Source organism: Chryseobacterium sp. 27AL, assembly GCF_057815395.1.
In genome coordinates this window covers 187,364-211,980 of record NZ_JBYRIW010000002.1, presented here as the reverse complement: position 1 = coordinate 211,980, position 24,617 = coordinate 187,364, and the positions used below count along the sequence as shown (strand labels likewise).

The 24,617-nt window shown below is 38.5% G+C and carries 18 protein-coding genes; 1 reads left to right on the top strand and 17 read right to left on the bottom strand.

What is annotated here, in order from left to right; genetic code table 11:
- Positions 1 to 6 precede the first annotated feature (6 nt).
- Positions 7 to 738, top strand: coding sequence for a DNA-binding domain-containing protein (locus tag AC3WV0_RS06495; RefSeq protein ID WP_488845004.1), 732 nt, complete (start codon positions 7 to 9; stop codon positions 736 to 738).
- Between the two features lie 1,304 nt (positions 739 to 2,042).
- Here the strand turns inward: AC3WV0_RS06495 and AC3WV0_RS06490 are convergent.
- The 17 genes from AC3WV0_RS06490 to rplA all read right to left on the bottom strand — a co-directional run bounded on the left by AC3WV0_RS06490 (position 2,043) and on the right by rplA (position 24,616).
- Positions 2,043 to 3,317, bottom strand: a complete 1,275-nt coding sequence (locus AC3WV0_RS06490) for an alkaline phosphatase family protein (RefSeq protein ID WP_488845002.1) — start codon at positions 3,315 to 3,317, stop codon at positions 2,043 to 2,045.
- A gap of 120 nt (positions 3,318 to 3,437) precedes the next feature.
- Positions 3,438 to 4,187 carry a T9SS type A sorting domain-containing protein gene (locus tag AC3WV0_RS06485; protein ID WP_488845000.1) on the bottom strand — a complete coding sequence of 250 codons (750 nt, stop codon included), beginning with the start codon at positions 4,185 to 4,187 and terminating at the stop codon, positions 3,438 to 3,440.
- Positions 4,188 to 4,190: 3 nt separating this feature from the next.
- Complete coding sequence (locus tag AC3WV0_RS06480; protein WP_488844998.1) at positions 4,191 to 4,718, bottom strand: ankyrin repeat domain-containing protein; 528 nt, start codon at positions 4,716 to 4,718, stop codon at positions 4,191 to 4,193.
- Complete coding sequence (locus AC3WV0_RS06475) at positions 4,715 to 5,260, bottom strand: YceI family protein (protein ID WP_488844996.1); 546 nt, start codon at positions 5,258 to 5,260, stop codon at positions 4,715 to 4,717. The genes AC3WV0_RS06480 and AC3WV0_RS06475 overlap by 4 nt, the downstream gene beginning before the upstream one ends.
- Positions 5,261 to 5,271: 11 nt before the next feature.
- On the bottom strand, positions 5,272 to 5,610 hold the full coding sequence (locus AC3WV0_RS06470; RefSeq protein WP_488844994.1) for a c-type cytochrome: 339 nt from the start codon (positions 5,608 to 5,610) through the stop codon (positions 5,272 to 5,274).
- Between the two features lies 1 nt (position 5,611).
- On the bottom strand, positions 5,612 to 6,457 hold the full coding sequence (locus AC3WV0_RS06465; protein WP_488844992.1) for a DUF5777 family beta-barrel protein: 846 nt from the start codon (positions 6,455 to 6,457) through the stop codon (positions 5,612 to 5,614).
- 125 nt (positions 6,458 to 6,582) lie between these two features.
- A complete protein-coding gene (locus AC3WV0_RS06460; protein ID WP_488844990.1) occupies positions 6,583 to 7,233 on the bottom strand; it encodes a Crp/Fnr family transcriptional regulator in 651 nt (216 codons plus the stop codon).
- Positions 7,234 to 7,405: 172 nt separating this feature from the next.
- A complete protein-coding gene (locus AC3WV0_RS06455; protein WP_488844988.1) occupies positions 7,406 to 9,550 on the bottom strand; it encodes a TonB-dependent receptor in 2,145 nt (714 codons plus the stop codon).
- A gap of 33 nt (positions 9,551 to 9,583) precedes the next feature.
- Positions 9,584 to 10,120, bottom strand: a complete 537-nt coding sequence (locus tag AC3WV0_RS06450) for a hypothetical protein (protein WP_488844987.1) — start codon at positions 10,118 to 10,120, stop codon at positions 9,584 to 9,586.
- 25 nt (positions 10,121 to 10,145) lie between these two features.
- Positions 10,146 to 10,628: a hypothetical protein gene (locus AC3WV0_RS06445; protein WP_488844985.1), complete on the bottom strand. Its 483-nt coding sequence runs from the start codon at positions 10,626 to 10,628 to the stop codon at positions 10,146 to 10,148.
- A gap of 3 nt (positions 10,629 to 10,631) precedes the next feature.
- Complete coding sequence (locus tag AC3WV0_RS06440) at positions 10,632 to 13,463, bottom strand: T9SS type A sorting domain-containing protein (RefSeq protein WP_488844983.1); 2,832 nt, start codon at positions 13,461 to 13,463, stop codon at positions 10,632 to 10,634.
- A 175-nt stretch (positions 13,464 to 13,638) separates the two neighbouring features.
- Positions 13,639 to 13,944, bottom strand: a complete 306-nt coding sequence (locus AC3WV0_RS06435; protein ID WP_029295596.1) for a DUF3467 domain-containing protein — start codon at positions 13,942 to 13,944, stop codon at positions 13,639 to 13,641.
- Positions 13,945 to 14,033: 89 nt separating this feature from the next.
- Positions 14,034 to 18,299, bottom strand: coding sequence for a DNA-directed RNA polymerase subunit beta' (gene rpoC / locus AC3WV0_RS06430; protein WP_488844981.1), 4,266 nt, complete (start codon positions 18,297 to 18,299; stop codon positions 14,034 to 14,036).
- A gap of 84 nt (positions 18,300 to 18,383) precedes the next feature.
- On the bottom strand, positions 18,384 to 22,205 hold the full coding sequence (gene rpoB, locus AC3WV0_RS06425) for a DNA-directed RNA polymerase subunit beta (protein WP_488844979.1): 3,822 nt from the start codon (positions 22,203 to 22,205) through the stop codon (positions 18,384 to 18,386).
- Between the two features lie 698 nt (positions 22,206 to 22,903).
- A complete protein-coding gene (rplL, locus tag AC3WV0_RS06420) occupies positions 22,904 to 23,272 on the bottom strand; it encodes a 50S ribosomal protein L7/L12 (RefSeq protein WP_029295588.1) in 369 nt (122 codons plus the stop codon).
- A gap of 46 nt (positions 23,273 to 23,318) precedes the next feature.
- Positions 23,319 to 23,906 (bottom strand): 50S ribosomal protein L10, encoded by a 588-nt coding sequence (gene rplJ, locus AC3WV0_RS06415; protein WP_089998304.1) that lies wholly within the window; start codon positions 23,904 to 23,906, stop codon positions 23,319 to 23,321.
- 17 nt (positions 23,907 to 23,923) lie between these two features.
- The gene (gene rplA, locus AC3WV0_RS06410) at positions 23,924 to 24,616 is read right to left on the bottom strand and encodes a 50S ribosomal protein L1 (RefSeq protein WP_029295585.1); all 693 of its coding nucleotides are present in this window, start codon (positions 24,614 to 24,616) and stop codon (positions 23,924 to 23,926) included.
- Between the last annotated feature and the right edge of the window lies 1 nt (position 24,617).

The following is a 24,617-nucleotide window of genomic DNA, read 5'->3' as shown; positions in this document are numbered from 1 at the left end:
AGTAGAATGTCAATATTACACAAAATCAAAGCGTATCTCTATGATAACACGTTAACCAAAGACAACCCCAATGACTTCATTGCCCGTACGGCAAGCGAGCGTTCCCTTTCTGTAAAGCAGATCTGTGAAGCCGCCGCCAGCCGTGGTGGCGCAGATGTTTCCGCTTCGGCAATGGAACATGCGACCGAGCTCTTCCTGAAAGAAATGGCGTATCAGCTTTGTGACGGCTTTTCAGTCAACACCGGGTATTTTACCGCAAGCACCACCATCCGTGGGGTATTCGACAGGCCATCGGAGACATTTAATAAAGACAAGCACAGCATTATCTTCCAGTTTAATCAGGGAGAAAAGCTGAGGACAGAAATCCCAAATATTGAAGTCGAGATCCTGGGCGTAGCAGAAGCTTCTGCCGTGATCTTACAGGTAACCGATGTGAAGAGTGGTTCGGTAAATGATCTTTTGACTCCGGGCAGAAACCTGAAGATCGTGGGCAGCAAGATCAAAGTCGCTGGTGATGATGCTTCGGTAGGGATCTATTTTGTAGACACTGCAACACAAGGCAGAACCAAAGTAGAGCAAAGTGATATTGTCACCAACAATCCTTCGGAGATTATTGTGGTAATTCCGGCATTAGCAGCAGGCACTTATAATCTGGAAGTGGTAACGCAATACAGCAGCGGAGCTTCATTAAAAGATCCAAGAACGGCTACTCTCGATAAAGTACTGACGGTGGCATAAGCTTACAGCACTTATTTTTAAAGAGACGATCATGTCACCCGATGAGAGATGCTCTCATCGGGCGTGATAAGAAGGTTATCTCGGGCGAGATAAGGTGTTCTCATCGGGTGATGAGAACACCTCTCGAAAACCGAAAACCTTTAACAGGGTAATTTTTTTTAGTATAATGGTACTCCGGCTTAGGGAATTTCCCGGCCGGAGTTTTGGCTTCGGCTCTGCTCAGCCACCGTTGAATGGAAGGGCTTGAATTGAAGGACTGGTGGCTTCGAGAACCTCTGCCACCATTGAACAGATGTCACCACGTTCGCTTTGTCATCCTGAAAGGATCTAAGGATGAATCTTTCCATCCAATACTACCAACGATGCCGAGATTCCTACGGAAATCACAGATTCGACGTAGTCAATGACAAAAGTGTGTGGTAGTGTGTGAGGGATTGAGAGTATGAGAGTATAAGCCTTCCTTTCGGTTAGGGTATATGGAATTTTACGGAGCGATATAAAAGTTGTTGACTGGCGGCGCCTGAGCGGAGTCGAAGGCCCGCATTACACTCGAAGGACTGGTGGCTTCGAGAACCTCTGCCGCCATTGAACGGATGTCATCATTTCCATCGTCATGGTAACTACAAAGTTCAACGTTAGAAAACAGTAGGGAAAATTCCACTCCTCCGGAGGGGTGGCTTCGGCTCCGCTCAGCCACCGTTGATGGGAGGATTTGAATTGAAGGACTGGTGGCTTCGAGAACCTCTGCCACCATTGAACAGATGCCACCACGTTCGCTTTGTCATCCTGAAAGGATCTAAGCACGAATCTTTCCATGCTACTATTACCAGCTATGCCGAGATTTCTACGGAAATCACAGATTCGACGTAGTCAATGACAAAGTGTGTGGCAGTGTGTGAGGGTTGGAGTGTTTTAGAGTATGAACGTTCCTTTCGGTTAGGACTGGTGGCTTCGAGACCCTCAGCCACCATTGAACGGATGTCATCATTTCCATCGTCATGGTAACTACAAAGTTCAGCGTTAGAAAACAGTAGGGAAAATTTCACTCCTCCGGAGGGGTGGCGAAAATTCGAAAGAATTTTTGACGGGGTGGTTTAAGAAAGATTCCGGGATTGGTGGCTTCGGCTCCGCTCAGCCAACTTTGAGTAGGAGGGTTTGAGAGTGGGTGTACTGAAAGTTTAAAGGGAATAGTTTCGGCGAGCCTTTGGCTCGCCGAAACTATTCAAATTATTGTTGTTATCATCTTTTCTGACAGGATTTTATCCTGTCCTGATTTAGGTCGTCCCTTCGGGACTCTGGGATTCCTATTTTAATGTTTCTTTTAGTACTTTCAATTTTCCGTCAATGGGCTGATCTATCTTTAAACCAAGTATGTGGGCTACCACCGGATATACATTTACATTTTCAAATTCATTAATAGTCATATTATTCTTAAAGGCAGGCCCCCAGGCGAAGAATGTTGATTTCATTTCCGGGACAATGGCGGGATTATAGCCATGTTTTCCAATGGATGTTTTCTTTCCTTTTTCAAGAAATATTTTGGGTGCTTTGGGAATAAGAAGGATCTGCCCTATCCTGCCGTACCGGTCGTCCCTTGTGGCAAAATGGAGGTATCTGGGTAATTTTTTATCAAGATATACTTCATAATCATCTGTTTTCCCTGCTTTCAATTCTTTATAGACAGCTTTAACCTCAGCAGGATTTTTAACATAAACTCTTAGTAAAGTTTGAGAATTATAATAATCAAATTTATCTTTATTTAAAAGTAAGGAAGGAATTTCGAGAGGATTTCCACCATCTACTTTTATCATTCCGTGATCTGAAACGAAGATAAAGCTTACATTTTTCAATCCTAATTCATTTACCCGTTGTGCCAACTCACCTATTGCCTGGTCTACCATATGAACAGCATCTTCTGTTTCTTTGGAATCAGGCCCGAAATGGTGTCCGCTTGCATCAACTTCCGGGAAATATAAAGAAATAAAATGTGGCCTTTTATCCATAGGAAGTTTAAGCCAGTTTATAACTTTATCTACTTTTTCTGCCGGTGTAAACTTCTCGTGGTAAGGATAGTAATAGGTTGGTCTTGCACCACCGGCATTGCTCGCCGAGCCTACCCACATTAAGGATGCTGAGAGAATTCCCTGCTTTTCAGCAAGTCCCCAGAGCGGAACACCCCCATACCAACTGCCATCTTCTGCATTGGTCCTGTCACTCATGGCATACGCTTCTTTCTTCCTGTAATCGTAAAAATAATTATCGATCAGGCCATGATGTGCCGGATAAAGTCCGGTAATTAACGTCCAGTGATTGGGAAAAGTAATACTGGGATAGCTTGGGATCATGGCTTTTGCCTGAATACCCTGCCGGGAATATTTAAGAAGGTTTTCCGCATTATATTTCTTTGCGTAATCATAACGAAAACCATCCGCCGAAATCATGATTATGTAAGGTTTTGTCTGTGCCTCGATACTGTTGTACCTGTTTGGAATAACCACCTGTGCAGTATCTGCATTTCCCTTCTGGCCGAAAAGCATCATTGAGAATATCAATACAACAATTTGTAATCCTTTCTTCATGTGTTTAAAAATTTATGCAAAGGTAACTTATGGGATAATGCTAAAAAAATCTGGCAGGTTAAAAAAACATTAAAGCAACAGTATATGATCATAAAAAAGCCACTTTTCAGTGGCCTTTCGTTATTCTTTAATTAGTTGTTCAAAAGCGGTTGATCCGTCTTTCAGGCTAACTTCCAGGTAATAATTTCCGGATTTCAGATCGGAAACATTAATTTCCTTACCATCCATTTTTACCGTCCTGATCTTTCTTCCTGTGGTTTCAAAAATATCTACCGATTTAATTTTGTCGGCATTCTTGAAGCTTACGGTTTCTTTAGCAGGATTAGGATATAAAATAACCTTTTTGCTTTCGGCTGCGACTTCTCCGGTAGCCAGCACCGCTCCCATTGTTAATGTCGCGTACCCTCTCGACTGATGATACTGAAGAGTGAGGTCCGGGCCCAGGGCATAAAATATATTTATATTTCCTGAAGCATTGGCAATGGCAAAATCGCCCGTACCGCCGCTTAATGTTCTTGTAGCCACTACGGTTCTGATTCCTCCCGCCGTTGTGTTAGAAGTCATGGTCCAGTTTTGAGCAGGATCTGCTGAAATACTTCCAATTCCCCCAAAAGTGTAATCTAAACCAGTATTGGTGGTGGAAGCTGAGTTATACACAAATCCGTCTGCACCGGCTGCCATTCCTACATTTCCGAATCCTATTCCAAGATACTTAGTGTCTGGTCCCGTTAATGTAATGGTAACCTGAGTTGGTGACGTCGCCAACTTTACCGTCATTCCTGTTGACCCAAGGCTTACTATTCCCGAAGAGAACTGAGCTTGTGCAGCTGTTGCCAGAGCCATTGATAAAGTAAGTAGAACTTTTTTCATTCGCTAATTTTTTAAGAGATTAATTATTTCTTTATTATTGGTTTGAAGGGCATACTCAAAAGGAGTCATTCCCTGCGCATCTTTTATGGTTTTGTCGGCTTTATATTTAAGCAGCAATTCTGTCAGCTCTTTATTCCCTGACTTCACGGCCCAAAATAAAGGAGTAACTCCTGTAGCATCTGCAATATTAGGATTCGCATTTTTCTTCAGAAGATACTCCACAAGCTCTTTGTTGTATCTGAAGGCAAGCCCTGATAATGCTGTTCCTTCCCTACTTTTGTAGTTGATATCTTTTACATTGTCGGCCAAAAACTTTGCTACTTCCACGTTTCCTCTGTAGCAAGCGAGAATCAGAGGAGAGAAGCCGCTTTCATTGGTTTGGTTGATGATGTTGGGATCTTTCTTCATCAGGTCTTTTACTTCCGCCACCGTTCCTGTACGGGCAATATCAAAAATCGATTTTGCCTGCTCCTGAGCCAGTGTAAGGGTAAACCCAAGAAACACACTTAGTATTACGATTAATTTTCTCATTGTTTTACCAGCACATAATTGTATTCAACATTCACCGTTTCGGCAACTTTTTTCATCACCATTTTAGGGATGGTCACTTTATGGTCTGCAGCCTTTACTGCGAATCCTCCGGTCATATATATTTTTCCGTCTTTAGCATAGATTGTCGCAGCAGATGTATATGCTTTTGCCACCCCATGAAAATTCAGAGTCCCCTGAACAGTATATTTCTGTGGCGATGACGTAAGCTTTGACTTATCAAAATTTACGATCTTACCGCTAAAGGTAGTCTTCGGATATTTGGCAGTTTCTGCATAGCTTTCATTAAAATGCTCTTCCATCAGTTTGGTTTTAAAATGAAAGTTTTTAACGACTGAAACAGACGCAATATCACCTGTGTCTGCATTGAGAACCACAACATTGTTGTCATCCTGCGCAAAGACATCCTCGAAAAGCGGTACTGAAGCTTCAAACGTGACTTTTCCTGTCTTTGACATGTATTTCTGGGCAAAGATAAAATTGCCGGAAATCATTAAAACAATTAATACAAGAAGTTTTTTCATATAAATACTATTTAGTTTTCGGTAAGTCCGTCGGCTTTCCATTTGGTGATTATATTAATTTGTGTAGGTGATAAGCTTCCGCCCTGCGGCATTTTCAAAGGATCTCCGGTAGGTCTGCTGATTCGGTCTATGATATTGTCGATGTTATTTTTCACCTGATTATAATTGGTCAGCGCCTGTGCTCCCGGAGAGTGACAGCTTACACAATTGGCATCAATAATGGCTTTGACATCCTTATTGTAGGTTACTTTTTCTGCAATAGGTGTATTGTCGGAAATCTCTTCATAGGTTCTGCTGTCACAGGCCACTAGTACGACTGCTGATGAAATGATATAGATAAACTTTTTCATATTAAAAAACTCTATAAAGATTAAACCCAAAGAAAATCTGTCCTTTTCCCCATCTTCCGGTTGCATTTGTAAGATATCCGATATCTGAATTGATCTGGGAATTGGTAAATAAAAGCTGGAAAACGTGTCCCCCGGTTTCTATGTCCATGCCCAATGATAAAGGATTTTTATAGAAACTGTGATTGTCAAAATTCACGAAATATTCTGCATTAATGGATATTCTTTTTGAAATTTTATATCTTCCCCCGATACCTGCCAGAAACTGATCTTTATTTTCTATGGTAGGTTCATACAGGTTTTTATGAACATAAGACGGCGTAAGCTGCAGGGAAAAATCATCATTGAATCTTCTTGAAATCAACGCCTGGGTGAGATAAGCGAGCCTGTCTCCAAATTTCAGATGGGGATAATTGTCTGTGCTTAAATCAGTGTTTACCGCCATCACGTTATATCCTACGATATCTACCGGGAAGTTTTCGTTTTGCTTTACCAATCTGTATTTTGCGCCTCCTTCAAAAGTTTTCTGATTGGTTTCCCTGGATAGATTGAATGAAAGCCAGTCTGTAGCGCCATAAATAACTCCTAATTTGGTAGAGGCATCGTCCAGTCCGAAAAAATCTTTAAATCCTTTGCTTACATCTCCGAATCGGTGGGCAACAACAATATACCATTCGTTTTTTGCAGCGAGCTTTGTAGATTGCCCGGTGACAATCTGCAGTGCCTTAAAGGCCGGTTGTGAAGTATCTGTGTTTTTTGTCTGAATGGTGTCAATATCTTTCAGCAGGTCTTCCTGTGCAAAGGTAAATCCTGAGATCAATATCAATACAAATAGTACAGTTTTTGTCATACAGTTTATTATTAAAAATTATGTATGACAAACTTATAGACTTATCACATCAAAATCGTGTGATAAAAGTCACCGACCGGATTGTTTTTATCAATGAGATTATTAAATTAATTAAATATGAATTGTTAGCCTTGTGTAACATTTTCATTTACAGGCATTTTTATCCCTTCTTTTGTCTGCGTAATTTCCCCTTCATTTTCCACTTTTTTCAAAACTCTGCTTATAACTTCTCTTGAAGTGCCAAGATTGTTTGCAATTTCGCGGTGGGTAAGCTTTATTGGATTATTCCCGGTAAGTGAGATTTGCTGTCGGATATAGTTCAAAACCCTTTTGTCGAGTCTATGGAAAACGGCATCATTTACCATGCTCATCACATCGGAGAATCTTTTATCGTATTCTTGATAAAAAACCCTGTTGATTTCAGGAAAAGCGATCAGCCATTCGTGCACCACGGAAACAGGTATCAGCATTACCTCTGAATCTTCTTCCGCGATTGCATAAACACGGCTCACATAGTCAGTAAAGATAGATGAAAAGGTCATGAGACAGCTGTCGTTTGCCCGGATATAGTAATAAATAAGCTCTCTCCCATCATTTAGCGTAAAAACCCGGATTGACCCTTTGATCAAAAAAGGAACAAACTTATTTTTCTGTCCTTCTCTTACTATTTCAGTTTTAGCTTTAATTTCAGTTATTATAGCATGTTTATTGAGTTCCTTTAAAAAAACATCACCTAAAAAGCCAAATTTGTTAATAATAAACTGATTATTTACCATATCCTGTAATCCTATCTAATAGCAAAGGTAGAAAAATATCATTATAAGATTGAAGAGATTTATTCAATAATGATAATTAATGAAAAAAACTGCTTCGTTTTCGTGAAGCAGTTTCATAACAAGGAGCTTATAGATTTATAATCACAACTTTAATTTGCAATTATTTACTATTTTATAATTTGTACTTAATATTCAAACCATAAAAGAAATAAGCTTTGCCCGGACCGGGATTGAGATCTGTCGCAACTCCTTTCGGATAACCATTTTCTGCATCCGAATCGTTGATATTATTTCCCAGGAACAGAAAAGTATAATTAACATGGTTGGTTAAGTTATTCCCCATGATGTAAGCATCAAGATCAAATCTGCCAAAAGATTTCTTATAACCCAATTTGGAGTTTAACAATCCAAAACCTTTCACGAGATTGGTATTTGCAAAATCTGTATATACATTGCCCAAATAATTATAAGTATTTACTAAATAAAAGCCCGGCTTTGTGTATATATCCAATCCAAGTGCATATTTGTTTCTTGGAACACCCACCACCGTCATATGATCATAAATTTGATCTGCTCCTAACAGCCTGGTCTTAAAATCTTTGTACTTTGCATCGTAATAGGATAGATTTGCAAAAGGAACAATTCTGTTAAGAAAGGAGTTGTCGTTTTTGTACTGATATCCAATGCTTAATTCTAATCCGCTGTTCTTTTGACTTCCCGTATTTGCCCAATACGTCTGGTTATTTGAGTTTGGAATTGTAAGCTGTGTTAATTTATCAGAATAATCTATCCTGAATAAAGAAATCTGATAATCCAGCTTGGTATCCAGCAACAATCCATGTACACTGAAATCTAACATTTTAGCACGTTCCGGCCGCAGATCATTATTAGCAGTATTGGTGTAATTAATAAAGGAAGAACTTGCTGTTGGAGCATTGTACCCTTCGCTATAGCTTACATTAAAAATCTGATGCTTCCATTCTTTCTGTAATGCAAAATGAGGGGTAAACGCAGTTTCATACTGTTTATCAAATGACTGATCCTTTTTTCCTGCAATTAATCCAGGAACTGCAAATAAATCCTTTCTGTTATAATTGGTTTTGTTTGCACTTATTCCCGCAAGAAAAGTTAATCCCCAGGGTTTATACGTTAAATAGTCTATTGCAAAATAAGTCGCCTGATTATTATTGTATTTAAAATAAGTCGCTCCGGAAATTCCGGTAGTTTCTAAAGGATTTGTAACAGATCCTTTAAAGCGATAACTTGACGTAGTAGATATTGAATTCTGAATCTCAGTACCGAAATCGAATCTGTTTTCGAAATGCTTACTTTCATTTTTTAAGGTAAATGTTGAGCGCAAGCCTACATTTGGAGAGCTTGTTATTCCGAAAGCTCCTGCCGAAACACTTTCTGTATTTGCATTATAATAAAATAAAGTAGTGTAATTTCTAAGGTTTGGAAGAATGTTCACAGCATTGCTCAATCCTACTCTCGTTGACTTTATTTTTGTGCCTGAATTTTTACGGATATAGGCGGGATTTCCATTATCGATTCCTGCGTAATAATCATCGTAAGAAATCTGTCCTGACGTATGCTCGTAGGAATAAGCCTGACTTCCTAAAAAACTTAACTGGTCATTTTTTCCAAGCTTTACCGTTCCGTTTATGTTAAAAAAGTTTTTTAGTCCGCTTCCGTTAGGCCTGTAGCCATCGGTTTCAAGATGTCCGTAAGCAGCATTTACAGAATAATTTTCATCAGCAGCATTCAACTGGGTACGAGACTGAAATGTTTTAAAAGAGCCTATTAAGACGTTTTCGGAAACTGTGATTCCTTTTGTAAAATCAGGACGTGTATAAAAACGAGCCGCTCCGCCAGCTCCTCCTCCATACATGGTTGCAGCAGGACCTTTGATTACCTCAACATTATTTACATAGGCAAAATCCACATCATCCAGAATGGTAATTCCTTCTGCATTGGTCAGGGGTATATTATTCCAATACGCTTTTATTCCCCAGTTATTAAATTTCTGGTCATTTCCGTATCCGCGGACTACCAGTCTCTGCCCTCCAAAATTGGTTCGCTTATCAACCTGTATTCCCGACATTGTAGATAAGGTCTGATCAATTGCTGCAGGATTATTCCTGTTTAATTCTTCTTCCGAAAGTGTTTCTACAGATTGAGCATGCCTTTTAAATTCTGCACGTTCCTGTTTTATTTTTTTTCTTCCCAGAATAGACACTTCCTCTATTTCTGCTGATTTTTGGGCATTCGTAAATGTACAACTCAATAAAGCTGCAATGCATATATATCTTTTCATTGATTTAAAAATTAATTATTTGTCGTTAAAGGTTTATGAAAGTATTAAGCATCTTTCCGGGGGCGGAAATATAACTGACAAATAATATGTATTTTCAAATGGTTTTAAATATCCTGGTTTTAGTTTAGAATAAAAATTAAAAAAATGGAGTTGCCAGAAGCCAGGAAAAGTAAAAAAGCCAGATATTTTTATATTTTTTATATTCTGTACAGGCAAATCGAAATGTCTCCACGCAAACGTTTTCCTGGTCACAAAAAAGCCTGAAACCTTCAATATGGAATTAATAATGATATCTTTTTTATCAATATAACACCGATAATATTTATTCCCATTTATAAAGTTTATACTGACAACATCATAAGAAAAACCATTTAATACAAATTCTCTATCTTCTTTCCAATTAGCTTTTAAAAGATCTTTCTCTGAAAAATAAGTTGTTTCTGACTGATCCAGTACATGATTTAGAATATGGTTGCGTGTTTTTTTATATACTTCACTTTTAATACAGGAAACAGCAGGATGAATCACATTAAAAAACACGATTAGTAAAGGAATAAATAAAAATATCAAGAATAGCTTTTTGCGCAAATATAATTTATTGTCTTTGGGGAATTAACTGTTGTTCCGGTTCTGTCGAAACAAACTCCGGAATATGTATCTTGTATAATCTTTCGGAATTTGCTGTCTTATATTCTATCCAATTATCTTGTTTATTAGGAATAAGATCTTCTTCAGCAGAATTTTCACGATGCAGTCCGGACGGTGCATTTTCAAAATTATCCATCGGATCTGTGATTTGCAAATTGCCTTTAATAATAATGAGATTTGCAGAATTGGTTTGAGTAAATGTGATGATATTTCCTTCCGCTTTCAAAGAGGTAATTTTGATTTTATCTTTCGTATTTATTGCCTGTAATACAATCGTATAAACTATTCCCTTCACTCCGGGTCTTCCGCCGAACCAAACTGTTTTTTCTGCTGATATTAACAAAACTTTATCCTTATGCAATGAGGAAACCGGCGCATTACAAGAAAGCGCCAGAATCCAAAATATGATTATTGATAAGTGATTATTCATTTTTTAATCATCGTCCCCATTGTCATTTGTTTTACCCAGCACCAGATAGTTGCCACTGTAAACAAGTTCTCCTTTAGATTCAGCCTTCAGAACGTAATTTCCTGGTGTCAATCTCTGACCAAATTCCTCGTCGGATTTTACATTTTTCTTACTGTAGATCAATCTTCCTGACGCATCAAAAATACTGATATCAACAGTGTTATATTTTGCCGAATCAAATCTCAAATGCGCAATTCCTTTTGAAGGATTCGGATATATTCTCACCTTGTCTTTTTTAGATTTTATCTCATCTGTAGCTAATGGGAGTATGGTGTTTTGTGTTGTCCATGCTCCTCGTCCGTACGTAGAAACCAAAACCGTTTTGGTTGAAGGTCTGTAATCCAAATTGGTAATTCTTATATTTCCGATATTTCCGGTAATTGAGGCCCAGGTAGGTGATGAAGAAAGGAAATTTGTTGTTCCCCAAACCCCCATCTCTGTTCCGAGAATTACCTCATTCGCGTCATCAGGATTTCTTAAAACTGTTCTTACCGGCATATCTGGGAGGTTGCCTTCTTTATTTTGCCATGAAGTTCCTCCATCTGTAGAGTAAAAGACACTTACAACATTGTAGTTTGATAATGTTACGATGATTTCGCTTTCATTAGCGCCAAACTCTATATCTGAAATTGTTCCTGTAGCCGGCGATGTGATCTGGGTAGAGGTATACGATGTTGTATTAGCATTTGTGATTTTAAAGATTCTTCCCAGGTTTGTTCCTACAAACAATGTAGTAGAAGCTGTTGTATATGGTGAAACTTTCATCCAAGAAATCTGCTCATTGGTTTGCGCTGTTCCGGCACTTACTATATTGTTTGTAAATGTAGTAGCTGCAGCAGATAATCCGCTTGTTCTAAAGAGTGTTAATCCGGAACGATAAGAATAAAATACATTATTTACTCTGTCTAAAGCAATTTCATTTACAAAGTGTCCATAAGCATTTCTGTTTGCACTTGAAACAAGATAATAGATATTGTTTGTCAACAGATAATGATTGTTATACACATAACTTGCGATTTCATAATTATCTAAGTCATCATATTCTGTATACATTCCATCTCCTGAAGTTGCTGCTTGGCTCGTTAAAAAATTATTTGACTGTGGTGCTCCATACAGCCACCAAGAACCATTGTCCTGTGCACCAGCGAGCAACTCCTCATCGGCAGGGGTTTTAGTAGGGTTCAGCATTGCACTGTAAAATTGTGTCACATTGTATCTGGTGTTTCTTGCAGCGAAACCTCCCACCGTTGCAACAGTATTTTTATTAGGTACAAAATAAATTCCACCATCATTGCCAAACATCATCTGGTTGGTAGAATAGTTATTAAAAGGATTAAAAACAATCTCGTGTTGGTCTGCGTGTACCTGAGAAACCTGCAGGTTTGCCATATTATTATTATTAGACCATTTTGAAATCTGTGTCCAGCTTGCACCTCCGTCAGAAGATTTATAGAGATCAATACCTCCGATATAAACTGTTTCGTCATCCAAAGGATCTGTAGCAATCACAAGATCATAAAAAGATTGTCCTCTTGTAAAGTCATTTGCAGGAATGCTTGTATCTGCAGCAGTAGGAAGAGTGATATTTGATAACAGATCATTAGTTGACGCCCACGTTAGACCTCCATCCGTAGATTTGGCAATACGAATAGGCTCCGAACTACTGTCTTCACCCTGCATAAATGCATAAACTTTATTAGCATTCGTTCTGGAAAGAGTGAAATTAACTCTTGATCCGGAATTCCCAACATTATAAACCTCGCTGAAAGTATCACCGTCTGCAGATTTTAAAATTCTGCCTCCAGAATCTATATTAGAATATCTTGAAGAGCGGGTAGAAACCCAAACAGAATTATCTGCCCCGATTTCTATCTGCTGAATAGAATATCCTGTAGAGCTTGTTACATTGGTCGTTGTATTGAGAGCCAATAAGCTCGTATTTTTTATAAATGTAGCTCCTTGATCAGTAGATTTATACAATCCCGCCTGACTCAGGCCCTGCCAGGCTCCATCATTGTAGTTACCGCTCACTCCTGCATAAACTTCTGAAACACCTGCATTGTTTCGGACTTTAATATCATTGATGTAAAAGTTACCGCTTCTTACAGTACCGGAATAAACAGGCGAGATGGTAAAAATTTGAGTCCATGTGCTTCCGCCGTCTGTAGATCTCCAGATTCCGGAACCTATAGCATCAGATGTAGAAGATTCTCCTGTTCCTACGTACAAAATTTGTGTATTGTTTGGATCATAGGCAATACACGAAATAGAAGTATTTGCCCAAAATGTACTTAATGGGGTCCATTCATTTGTGCTTATTGTGGGATCCTGATTTACCCAAAGTCCTCCTGAAACACCTCCTGCAAAAACCCTTTTACCCAGAGGATCATTAGGATCATACATTATGGCTCTCGTTCTTCCTCCTACATTATAAGGACCTCTTTCTATCCACGGTTCATTTACTATTTTTTGTGTAGAAGATTCTTGTCCGCTGATCAGGGACATTGATCTTGTGGGGGCATATTTTCCTTGATTAATTTCCTCATTCAGTTTGGCAAGTTTATCAAAATTACTTCCTCCTGTAACGGGATCCATTGTTCTTTTGTAATCTTCTTCATTATAAGGATTTGGCGGAACTCCGGCAGATCTCAAAAGCTTATGTTGCTTCTTTAAATTTTTATCATATTTAGAATATAATTTCTTAAGATGTCTTTGATTCGCCTTACTGTTTTTTTCTTGTGCATAAATACTTATCGTCGTGCATAATAAAGTGGCAAGAAGAATATATTTTTTCATTTTTTAAAAATTTTGAACAAATATACCAAATAGCCTTAAAATTTAATAATAAATTATAAAATATTTCAAAATTTTAAAATAATACAATTTAAAACAGTTAAAATTTATTATTATGTTAATTAAAACATAAAAAAAGCCCCAATAATAGGGCTTTCATTTTATATGGTTGAGAATCTTAAGCGTTCACGTTGTTACCTCCTAATACGAAAGGCTCAACTTCTTTGATTTCTCCGAATTGCTGCTCATAGTTAGCAATGTTTTGTTGAAGAGCAGAAAGTACTCTTTTAGCGTGAAGAGGAGCAAGGATAACTCTTGATCTTACTTTCGCCTGCTGTACACCCGGCATTAACTGGATGAAATCTACTACAAACTCAGATGGAGAGTGGTTTACCAAAGCTAAATTAGCATAGATACCAGCCGCTACCATTTCATTTAATTCGATGTTGATGTTTCCGTCTTGTGGATTTTGATTGTTGTCCATTTGTTATAAATTATATTTTTAAAAATTCGAAATTTGAGATTGTGAAAGTATAAAAATAATTTCAAACCTCAAATTTCAAATTACATATTTTAGTTAAGATCTTCGAATTCTTTCTTAGAACCAACGATTACATTCTGATATTCTTTAAGACCTGTACCTGCAGGGATTCTGTGCCCTACAATTACATTTTCTTTAAGACCGTTCAGATCATCGATCTTACCAGCAACCGCAGCTTCGTTAAGAACTTTAGTTGTTTCCTGGAACGATGCTGCAGACATGAATGACTTCGTCTGAAGAGCCGCTCTTGTAATACCCTGCAACACTGGTGTTGCGGTAGCAGGTAAAGCTTCTCTTACTTCCACTAAAGCCTGATCTTCACGCTTCAATTTAGAGTTTTCGTCTCTTAATTCTCTTGCCGTAATCATCTGACCCGGTTTGAATACTTTAGAATCTCCTGCTTCAACTACAACCTTAAGACCGAATACTCTGTTGTTTTCTTCTAAGAAGTCATACTTGTGCTCAAGAGCGCCTTCAAGGAACTGAGTATCACCTCCGTCAACGATAGATACTTTTGTCATCATCTGTCTTACGATGATTTCGAAGTGCTTGTCGTCGATTTTTACCCCTTGTAAACGGTAAACTTCCTGAATTTCGTTTACTAAGTATTCCTGAACTGCAGTTGGACCTTTGATTCTCAAGATATCGTCCGGAGTGATGGATCCGTCAGAAAGCGGCGAACCAGCTCTCACGAAGTCATTCTCCTGTACCAAAATCTGGTTGGATAATTTAACTAAATAAATTTTTCTCTCTCCAGTTTTAGCCTCAACGATCAATTCACGGTTACCTCTCTTGATTTTTCCGTAAGAAACCACCCCATCGATTTCTGTAACCACTGCAGGGTTTGAAGGGTTTCTTGCTTCGAATAATTCAGTAACTCTCGGAAGACCTCCGGTGATATCCCCTGCTTTTGCAGATTTTCTTGGGATTTTGATTAAAACTTTACCAGCCTTAATTTTTTCACCATCATTTACCATCAAGTGGGCTCCTACCGGTAAGTTGTATGCCTTCTGCTCAACCCCTTTAGAATCTACCACTTTTAATGTTGGTACGGCTTTCTTATTTCTGGATTCAGAAATTACTTTCTCTTCGAATCCTGTCTGTTCGTCAATTTCCAATTGGAATGAAACCCCCTGGATGATATCTTCGTATTCTACCTTACCAGCAGTTTCTGCAATGATAACTGCGTTATACGGATCCCATCTACAGATTACATCTCCTTTCTTCACTTTATCACCTGGTTTTACAGATAATATGGAACCGTAAGGTACGTTGGCAACCATTAACGGAGTTCTTGACTCATTATCGGCAACCAATCTGAATTCTGTTGAACGTGAAACCACAACCTCAGCTGTATTACCGTTTTCGTCTTCAGAAGTAATGGTTCTTACCTCATCCATTTCAACGATACCGTCTCTTCTTGCAACGATTGATGGGTTTTCTGATACGTTTCCTGCAGTACCCCCTTGGTGGAAGGTTCTCAACGTAAGCTGAGTTCCCGGCTCCCCGATGGATTGTGCTGCAATTACACCTACCGCTTCACCCATGTGAATCATTTTACCTGTTGCTAAGTTTCTACCGTAACATTTCGCACAGATCCCTTTCTTAGCTTCACAAGTTAATGGTGAACGAACCTCAACAGCTTCTAATCCGGCTTCCTCGATTCTCTTAGCTAATGCTTCAGAGATTACCTGGTCTGCTTCAGCGATCAACTCGTCTGATTCAGGATCGTAAATATTATGTAAAGATACTCTACCTAAGATTCTTTCAGAGATTCTTTCAACGATCTCGTCATTTTTCTTAAGTGCAGTAACTTCTGTACCTCTTAAAGTTCCACAGTCATCTTCTGTAACGATAACGTCCTGTGCAACGTCTACCAATCTTCTCGTTAAGTAACCGGCATCGGCAGTCTTAAGAGCGGTATCCGCAAGACCCTTACGAGCACCGTGGGTAGAGATAAAGTATTCAAGGATCGAAAGACCTTCCTTAAAGTTTGCAAGGATCGGGTTTTCGATGATCTCCGCTCCGGTAGAACCGGCTTTCTGCGGTTTTGCCATCAAACCTCTCATCCCTGATAACTGGCGGATCTGTTCTTTAGAACCCCTCGCTCCAGAGTCAAGCATCATGTATACAGAGTTGAAACCACCTTGGTCAGTTTTCATTCTGCTCATGATCATCTCCGTTAATCCAGCGTTGGTATTTGTCCAAACGTCGATTACCTGGTTATAACGTTCTGTATCTGTAATTAGACCCATGTTATAGTTGGCTCTAATTTCATCAACAGCTTCAATTGATTGTGCAATCATCTGCTTTTTCTCAACAGGAACTACAATATCTCCTAATGAGAAAGAAAGACCTCCTTTGAATGCGTTTGAATATCCTAAGTCTTTCATTGCATCAAGGAACTTCACAGTTGTAGGGAAATCTGTATCAGCAAGGATCTTACCGATAACGTTTCTTAATGATTTCTTCGTTAAAAGTTCATTAATATATCCTACTTGTTTAGGTACAATCTGGTTGAATAAGATTCTACCCACAGAAGTTTCAATCAGTCTTGTTACGATCTCTCCGTTTTCTTTGATCGGTAATCTACATCTTACTTTAGCATTTAAAGACACTCTTCCTTCCGCATAAGCGATTTCCGCTTCTTCAGGAGAATAGAATGCAAGACCTTCACCTTTCACTTTCATATCTTCCGTAGAGCTTAATTCTTTAGTCATGAAATAAAGACCAAGAACCATGTCCTGAGAAGGTACCGTGATTGGAGAACCGTTTGCAGGGTTCAGGATGTTCTGAGAACCTAACATCAATAACTGAGCTTCAAGGATCGCTTCAGGACCTAACGGTAAGTGTACCGCCATCTGGTCACCGTCGAAATCGGCGTTGAATGCTGTTGTTACCAACGGGTGAAGCTGAATCGCTTTACCTTCAATCATTTTAGGCTGGAATGCCTGAATACCCAGTCTGTGAAGCGTAGGTGCCCTGTTCAGAAGAACCGGGTGGCCTTTCATCACATTTTCAAGGATATCATATACAACAGGTTCTTTTCTGTCGATGATTCTCTTTGCAGATTTTACTGTTTTTACAATTCCTCTTTCAATCAGTTTTCTGATGATGAACGGTTTGTAGAGTTCCGCAGCCATATCTTTAGGAATACCACATTCATGAAGCTGTAAGTTAGGACCTACAACAATTACCGAACGCGCAGAGTAGTCAACCCTTTTTCCTAATAAGTTCTGACGGAAACGACCTTGCTTACCTTTCAATGAATCAGAAAGAGATTTCAATGGTCTGTTTGATTCAGATTTTACCGCTGAAGATTTTCTTGTATTATCGAATAATGAATCTACTGATTCCTGAAGCATACGCTTCTCGTTTCTTAAGATTACTTCAGGAGCTTTGATCTCCAATAGTCTTTTCAGACGGTTGTTTCTGATGATCACCCTTCTGTAAAGGTCATTCAAATCGGAAGTTGCGAAACGTCCACCATCCAACGGAACCAATGGTCTTAATTCCGGCGGGATAACTGGAAGCACACGCATGATCATCCACTCAGGCTTATTGATCATTCTTGTATTGGCACCTCTCAATGCTTCTACTACGTTCAATCTTTTTAAAGCCTCAGTTCTTCTTTGTTTTGAACCTTCATTGTGAGCTTTGTGTCTTAAATCGAAAGATAATGCATCAAGATCGATTCTTTTTAATAATTCCTCAACAGCTTCAGCACCCATTTTAGCGATGAATTTGTTTGGATCAGAATCATCAAGATACTGGTTCTCGATAGGAAGTGTTTCCATGATATCAAGGTACTCTTCTTCTGTCAAGAACTCCATATTTTCGAAATCAGAACCGTCTAATTTTTTAGCAATACCTTGTTGGATCACTACATATCTTTCGTAGTAGATGATCATATCCAATTTCTTGGAAGGAATTCCTAAAAGGTAACCGATTTTGTTCGGTAAAGAACGGAAATACCAGATGTGAGCGATTGGAACTACCAGATTGATATGCCCGATTCTCTCTCTACGTACTTTCTTCTCCGTAACTTCTACTCCACAACGGTCACAAACGATCCCTTTGTAACGAATTCTCTTGTATTTACCACAAGCACATTCGTAATCCTTTACAGGACCGAAGATTTTTTCACAGAACAACCCGTCTCTTTCAGGCTTGTGCGTTCTGTAGTTAATGGTTTCCGGCTTAAGAACCTCCCCTCTCGATTCCTGAAGAATCGATTCCGGTGAAGCTAAACCGATGGTTATTTTATTAAATCTACTTGATTTATTTTTATTTGACATTTGTTAGATTTTAAATTTTAGATTTTAGATTTTAGATTAATTTCAGAATGTTTCCATTCAGCATTGATAATTTAAAATTTAAAATTATTCCTCTAGTCTTACGTCTAATCCAAGACCTTGTAGCTCGTGAAGTAATACATTGAATGATTCCGGAATACCTGGTTCAGGCATAGATTCACCTTTTGCAATCGCTTCATAAGTTTTCGCTCTACCAATTACGTCATCCGACTTCACGGTAAGGATCTCTCTCAGGATATTTGATGCTCCGAATGCTTCAAGAGCCCAAACCTCCATCTCCCCGAATCTCTGACCTCCGAACTGAGCTTTACCTCCTAACGGCTGCTGAGTAATCAATGAGTATGGACCGATAGAACGTGCGTGCATCTTATCATCAACCATGTGTCCTAATTTCAACATGTAGATCACACCCACTGTCGCTGCCTGAGTAAATCTTTCTCCGGTACCACCATCATAAAGATACGTGTGACCGAATTTAGGAAGACCTGCTTTCTCAGTGTATTCAGTAATCTGATCAAGGCTTGCTCCGTCGAAGATCGGTGTAGCGAACTTCAATCCTAATTTCTGACCAGCCCATCCAAGAACGGTTTCATAAATCTGACCGATGTTCATACGAGAAGGTACCCCAAGTGGATTCAATACGATATCTACCGGTGTTCCATCTTCAAGGAACGGCATATCTTCTTCACGAACGATTCTCGAAACGATACCTTTGTTACCGTGACGACCCGCCATTTTATCCCCTACGTTCAGTTTACGTTTTTTAGCGATGTAAACTTTAGCCAACTTCATGATACCTGCCGGTAATTCGTCCCCGATTGAAATTGCAAATTTCTCACGGTTTTTAACCCCTTGGATATCGTTGTACTTGATTTTGTAATTGTGAATTAATTGTTTGATTAATTCATTTTTATCGTTATCAACAGTCCAGTCTGAACCGCTAACGTTTACATAATCTTCAACTGAAGTCAATAATTTGTGAGTAAACTTCACCCCTTTACCGATGATTTCTTCATCAAGGTCATTTTTAACGCCTTGGGAAGTTTTACCGCTTACAAGAGTATTTAATTTTTCAATTAAAGTGTTTCTCAAGTCATCGAACTTAGCTTTGTAAGTGTTTTCAATCTCTTCAAGCTTAAGTTTTTCTTCAGTTCTTTTCTTTTTATCTTTAATGTTTCTTGAGAACAATTTTTTGTCGATCACAACACCTCTTAATGAAGAATCTGCTTTCAATGAAGCATCTTTTACATCACCAGCTTTGTCACCGAAGATTGCTCTAAGAAGTTTTTCTTCAGGAGTCGGATCAGATTCACCTTTTGGAGTAATTTTACCAATCATGATATCTCCAGGCTTCACTTCAGCACCGATTCTGATCATACCATTTTCGTCAAGATCTTTAGTAGCTTCTTCAGAAACGTTTGGAATATCTGCTGTAAGCTCTTCCATACCTAATTTGGTATCACGAACTTCAAGAGAATATTCATCTACGTGAATTGAAGTAAACCAGTCTTCACGAACCACTTTTTCGTTGATTACGATCGCATCCTCGAAGTTGTATCCTTTCCAAGGCATGAACGCAACCACTAAGTTTCTACCAAGAGCCAATTCTCCTTTTTCAGTAGCGTAACCGTCGCAAAGTACCTGTCCTTTTTCCACTACATCACCTACTCTTACGTTTGGTCTTAGGGTAATAGTTGTACTTTGGTTGGTTTTTCTAAACTTAGTTAGATTATATGTTTTCGTAGCAGACTCGAATTGTACTAAATCTTCATCTTCGCTTCTTTCGTATTTGATAACAATTTTGTCAGCATCCACATACTCTACAGTACCGGTACCTTCAGCATTGATCAAAATTCTTGAATCTCTTGCAACCTGCTGCTCAAGCCCTGTACCTACAATTGGAGCCTGTGGCTTCAATAATGGAACGGCCTGACGCATCATGTTGGATCCCATCAACGCACGGTTCGCATCATCATGCTCCAGGAACGGAATTAATGAAGCTGAAATACCAGAGATTTGGTTTGGTGCAACGTCGATAAGGTCAACCTGAGATGGCTCAACTACCGGGTAGTCACCATCCAATCTTGCAATAATTCTGTCTGTTTCGAATTCACCGTTGTCTGTTAATTCAACGTTTGCCTGAGCAATTACTTTAGATTCTTCGTCTTCTGCATTTAAGTAAATAGGATCAGCATTAAGATCGATCTTGCTGTCTTCTACTTTTCTGTATGGAGTTTCAATGAAACCTAATCTGTTGATTTTTGCATATATCCCTAAAGATGAAATCAAACCGATGTTTGGTCCTTCCGGAGTTTCAATCGGACAAATTCTTCCGTAGTGGGTATGGTGAACGTCTCGAACCTCGAAACCTGCTCTTTCTCTTGATAAACCACCAGGCCCTAGTGCAGAAAGTCTACGCTTGTGCGTGATTTCTGAAAGTGGGTTGGTTTGGTCCATGAACTGAGAAAGCTGGTTGGTACCAAAGAACGAGTTGATTACAGATGTTAAGGTTTTTGCATTAACAAGATCAAGCGGAGTAAAGATTTCGTTATCTCTAACGTTCATTCTTTCCTTAATTGTTCTTGCAATTCTTGAAAGACCTACCCCGAACTGTCCTGCCAATTGCTCACCTACAGTTTTAATTCTTCTGTTTGATAAGTGGTCAATATCATCAACTTCAGCTTTAGAGTTTACCAATTCGATCAAGTGTCTTACAATCGCAATGATATCTTCTTTGGTAAGAACTTCAGTTGTAGTAGGAATGTTAAGACCTAACTTTTTGTTTAGTCTGTAACGTCCAACTTCACCTAATGAATATCTTTGCTCAGAGAAGAATAATTTTTCAATGATTCCTCTTGCTGTTTCCTCATCTGGCGGATCTGCATTTCTTAACTGACGGTAAATATATTCTACCGCTTCTTTTTCAGAGTTGGTAGGGTCTTTCTGTAATGTATTCTGGATGATAGAGAATTCATTGCTGTTTTCTTTGTGAATCAGGATAGATTTCACACCAGCATCTAAAATAAGATCTAAATGCTCTTTTTCAAGAATAGTTTCTCTATCCAAGATGATTTCGTTTCTTTCGATAGAAACTACCTCACCTGTATCTTCATCTACGAAGTCTTCGAACCATGTGTTCAAAACTCTCGCAGCTAATGTTCTTCCTTCTACTTTTTTAAGGGCAGCTTTAGAAACTTTCACTTCTTCAGCAAGGTCGAAGATCTGAAGGATATCCTTATCAGATTCGTAACCGATTGCTCTTAATAAAGTTGTTAATGGTAATTTTTTCTTACGATCGATATATGCGTACATTACGCTGTTAATATCGGTTGTAAATTCCATCCAAGATCCTTTGAAAGGGATAATTCTTGAATAATATAATTTGGTTCCGTTTGCGTGGTATGTCTGTCCGAAGAATACACCAGGTGAACGGTGCAACTGCGTAACGATAACTCTCTCAGCACCATTGATGATGAAAGATCCACTAGGTGTCATGTAAGGAACCGGACCTAAGTATACATCCTGAACAACGGTTTGGAAATCTTCGTGCTCAGGGTCTGTACAATACAATTTAAGCCTTGCTTTAAGAGGAACTGAATAGGTCAATCCTCTTTCCACACACTCATCGATTGAATAACGCGGAGAATCTACCAGATAATCAAGGAATTCCAATACAAATTGGTTTCTTGAATCCGTAATCGGGAAATTTTCCTGAAAAGTCTTGTAAAGACCTTCATTCGTTCTGTCTTCAGGAAGCGTATCAAGCTGGAAAAACTCTTTAAAAGACTCGATCTGGATATCCAGGAAGTCAGGAGTGATAATTTTTCCTTTCGCTGATGAGAAATTAATTCTCGGTGTTCCCTTAGTTGTTGCTGTTGTTTTACTCATAAAACTTTTAAGAAAGGGTTAAAAAATATTTTGATTCATTAAAAAATATCAGAAAGGACAAGAAACAAGATAAAAGGAAAAGATAAAAGTGTTTTTGGCGCTCACGAAAGACCTTGATTCTTTTAACTTTGCACTTGGCTCCTTCTAACTGCAACACTGGTATATCTTTTCACAGCGTAATGCAAAATATTTTTATTACTTTTGAGGCAGAATAGCCGTATTATCCATATACAACAAAGCCCTTTCATTTTGATGAAAGAGTTGATTTATAGTATTTTATAGATTTACAAACAATTTTTCGCGCCAAAAGAGAATGCAAATTTACAAAAACTTATCCACATTTACAATTTTTATTAAATATTTTAGCTGACAGGTTGAAATATTAATGTAAACTATCACATTCCGCATAAATCCTTTAAATTTATACCCTTTTAGAAAAGAGTCCTGACCAAGAGATAATCAATGAAATTATTTTTGTACTGTCGTAATTATTGAAGATAACAGCCTACAGTCATAGCCCCGATAGAAGCATTTGTTTGAGCTCATTTTTATTATTTTCGGTGCGGCGGCTCCGCCGCCGCACCGAAAATAATAAAAATGGCGAGTGCGGATAGCGGGATCAAGCTCCTAAAACTTCGTTTACAGAAATAAAAAAGCCCAGACAAATGTCCAGGCTTTATATTTATAGATAATTGAAATTATTTCAATTCTACTTCAGCACCAGCTTCTTCTAATTGCTTCTTAAGAGCTTCAGCTTCGTCTTTAGAGATACCAGTTTTGATTGGAGCAGGAGCACCATCTACGATATCTTTAGCTTCTTTAAGACCAGCACCAGTTAAATCTTTTACTAATTTAACGATAGCTAATTTAGAAGCACCTGCAGACTTAAGAATTACGTCGAATTCAGTTTTTTCTTCAGCAGCTTCAGCAGCACCTCCACCTGCAACTACTACAGCAGCAGCAGCTGGTTCAATTCCGTACTCATCCTTAAGGATAGCAGCTAATTCGTTTACGTCTTTTACTGTTAAGTTTACTAGCGTTTCAGCTAAATTTTTTAAATCTGACATTGTTGTAATGTTTTTGTTGATTATTTATTTAATTTTTTGAGTGTAATTATTCAGCAGCTGGAGCTTCTCCTTCTGCAGCTGGAGTTTCCGGAGTTTCAGTAGCTGGAGCCTCTTCCACTGCAGGTGCAGCTTCTTCAGCTTTAGCCTCTACTGTCTCAGGCTTGTTTTGAAGAGCAGAAACAACTCTCTGAATTGGAGACTGAAGTAATCCGATGATTTCACCGATCATTTCTTCTCTAGACTTGATGTTAGCCAACGTGTCTAGGTTGTTGTCACCAACATAGAAAGTTTCCTGAAGATAAGCAGACTTCAATGCTGGCTTCTCTTCTTTCTTTCTGAATCCTTGGATTAATTTCGCAGGAGCGTTTGCTGTTTCAGCGATTAATATTGCTGAGTTTCCTTTGAAAGTAGGGAACATTTCAGAGTAATCTACTCCTTCCATTTGTTCCATTGCTTTTTGTAAAAGTGTATTTTTTACAACTTTCACTTTAATATTTTGCTTGAAAGCCTGTCTTCTGAAGTCAGAAGATTTAGCAGCGTTCAAACCTTCTAGATCTGCTACATAAACTACTTTTGCATCCTGAAGCAAATCTTTGATCTCTTGTATTGCTACAACTTTTTGGTCTTTTGTCATTGTCTTAAGGATTAAAATTAGTTAACAGATTTAGTATCGATTGCAATACCAGGACTCATTGTAGAAGACAAATAAATAGACTTCACATAAGTTCCTTTAGCAGCAGTTGGCTTCATTTTGATCAAAGTAGAGATCAATTCCTGAGCATTTTCCTTGATTTTAGCAGCATCGAAAGATACTTTACCAATACCAGCGTGGATAATACCGTATTTATCTACTTTAAAGTCAATTTTACCAGCTTTTACTTCAGTTACTGCTTTACCAATTTCCATGGTTACAGTACCTGATTTAGGGTTTGGCATTAGACCTCTTGGTCCTAATACTCTACCTAATGGTCCTAATTTACCCATTACAGCCGGCATCGTAACGATTACGTCAACGTCTGTCCAACCTTCTTTGATTTTTTGTAAATATTCATCAAGACCTACATAGTCAGCACCAGCTTCTTTAGCTTCTGCTTCTTTATCTGGAGTTACTAAAGCTAATACTTTAACATCTTTACCAGTACCGTGAGGAAGAGATACAACACCTCTTACCATTTGGTTTGCTTTTCTTGGGTCTACTCCTAATCTTACAGCGATATCTACAGAAGCATCAAACTTTGCAGTATTTACTTCTTTTACAAGAGCTGCACCTTCTTCAAGGTTATAGATTCTTCCTTTTTCTACTTTGCTTAAAGCTTCCTTTTGCTTTTTTGTTAATTTTGCCATT

Bases quoted from the DNA above. Each gene is read 5' to 3' on its own strand.
- AC3WV0_RS06495 (WP_488845004.1), top strand. From the start codon at position 7: ATGTCAATATTACACAAAATCAAAGCGTATCTCTATGATAACACGTTA.
- AC3WV0_RS06490 (WP_488845002.1), bottom strand. From the start codon at position 3,317: ATGAAGAAAGGATTACAAATTGTTGTATTGATATTCTCAATGATGCTT.
- AC3WV0_RS06485 (WP_488845000.1), bottom strand. From the start codon at position 4,187: ATGAAAAAAGTTCTACTTACTTTATCAATGGCTCTGGCAACAGCTGCA.
- AC3WV0_RS06480 (WP_488844998.1), bottom strand. From the start codon at position 4,718: ATGAGAAAATTAATCGTAATACTAAGTGTGTTTCTTGGGTTTACCCTT.
- AC3WV0_RS06475 (WP_488844996.1), bottom strand. From the start codon at position 5,260: ATGAAAAAACTTCTTGTATTAATTGTTTTAATGATTTCCGGCAATTTT.
- AC3WV0_RS06470 (WP_488844994.1), bottom strand. From the start codon at position 5,610: ATGAAAAAGTTTATCTATATCATTTCATCAGCAGTCGTACTAGTGGCC.
- AC3WV0_RS06465 (WP_488844992.1), bottom strand. From the start codon at position 6,457: ATGACAAAAACTGTACTATTTGTATTGATATTGATCTCAGGATTTACC.
- AC3WV0_RS06460 (WP_488844990.1), bottom strand. From the start codon at position 7,233: ATGGTAAATAATCAGTTTATTATTAACAAATTTGGCTTTTTAGGTGAT.
- AC3WV0_RS06455 (WP_488844988.1), bottom strand. From the start codon at position 9,550: ATGAAAAGATATATATGCATTGCAGCTTTATTGAGTTGTACATTTACG.
- AC3WV0_RS06445 (WP_488844985.1), bottom strand. From the start codon at position 10,628: ATGAATAATCACTTATCAATAATCATATTTTGGATTCTGGCGCTTTCT.
- AC3WV0_RS06440 (WP_488844983.1), bottom strand. From the start codon at position 13,463: ATGAAAAAATATATTCTTCTTGCCACTTTATTATGCACGACGATAAGT.
- AC3WV0_RS06435 (WP_029295596.1), bottom strand. From the start codon at position 13,944: ATGGACAACAATCAAAATCCACAAGACGGAAACATCAACATCGAATTA.
- rpoC (WP_488844981.1), bottom strand. From the start codon at position 18,299: ATGTCAAATAAAAATAAATCAAGTAGATTTAATAAAATAACCATCGGT.
- rpoB (WP_488844979.1), bottom strand. From the start codon at position 22,205: ATGAGTAAAACAACAGCAACAACTAAGGGAACACCGAGAATTAATTTC.
- rplL (WP_029295588.1), bottom strand. From the start codon at position 23,272: ATGTCAGATTTAAAAAATTTAGCTGAAACGCTAGTAAACTTAACAGTA.
- rplJ (WP_089998304.1), bottom strand. From the start codon at position 23,906: ATGACAAAAGACCAAAAAGTTGTAGCAATACAAGAGATCAAAGATTTG.
- rplA (WP_029295585.1), bottom strand. From the start codon at position 24,616: ATGGCAAAATTAACAAAAAAGCAAAAGGAAGCTTTAAGCAAAGTAGAA.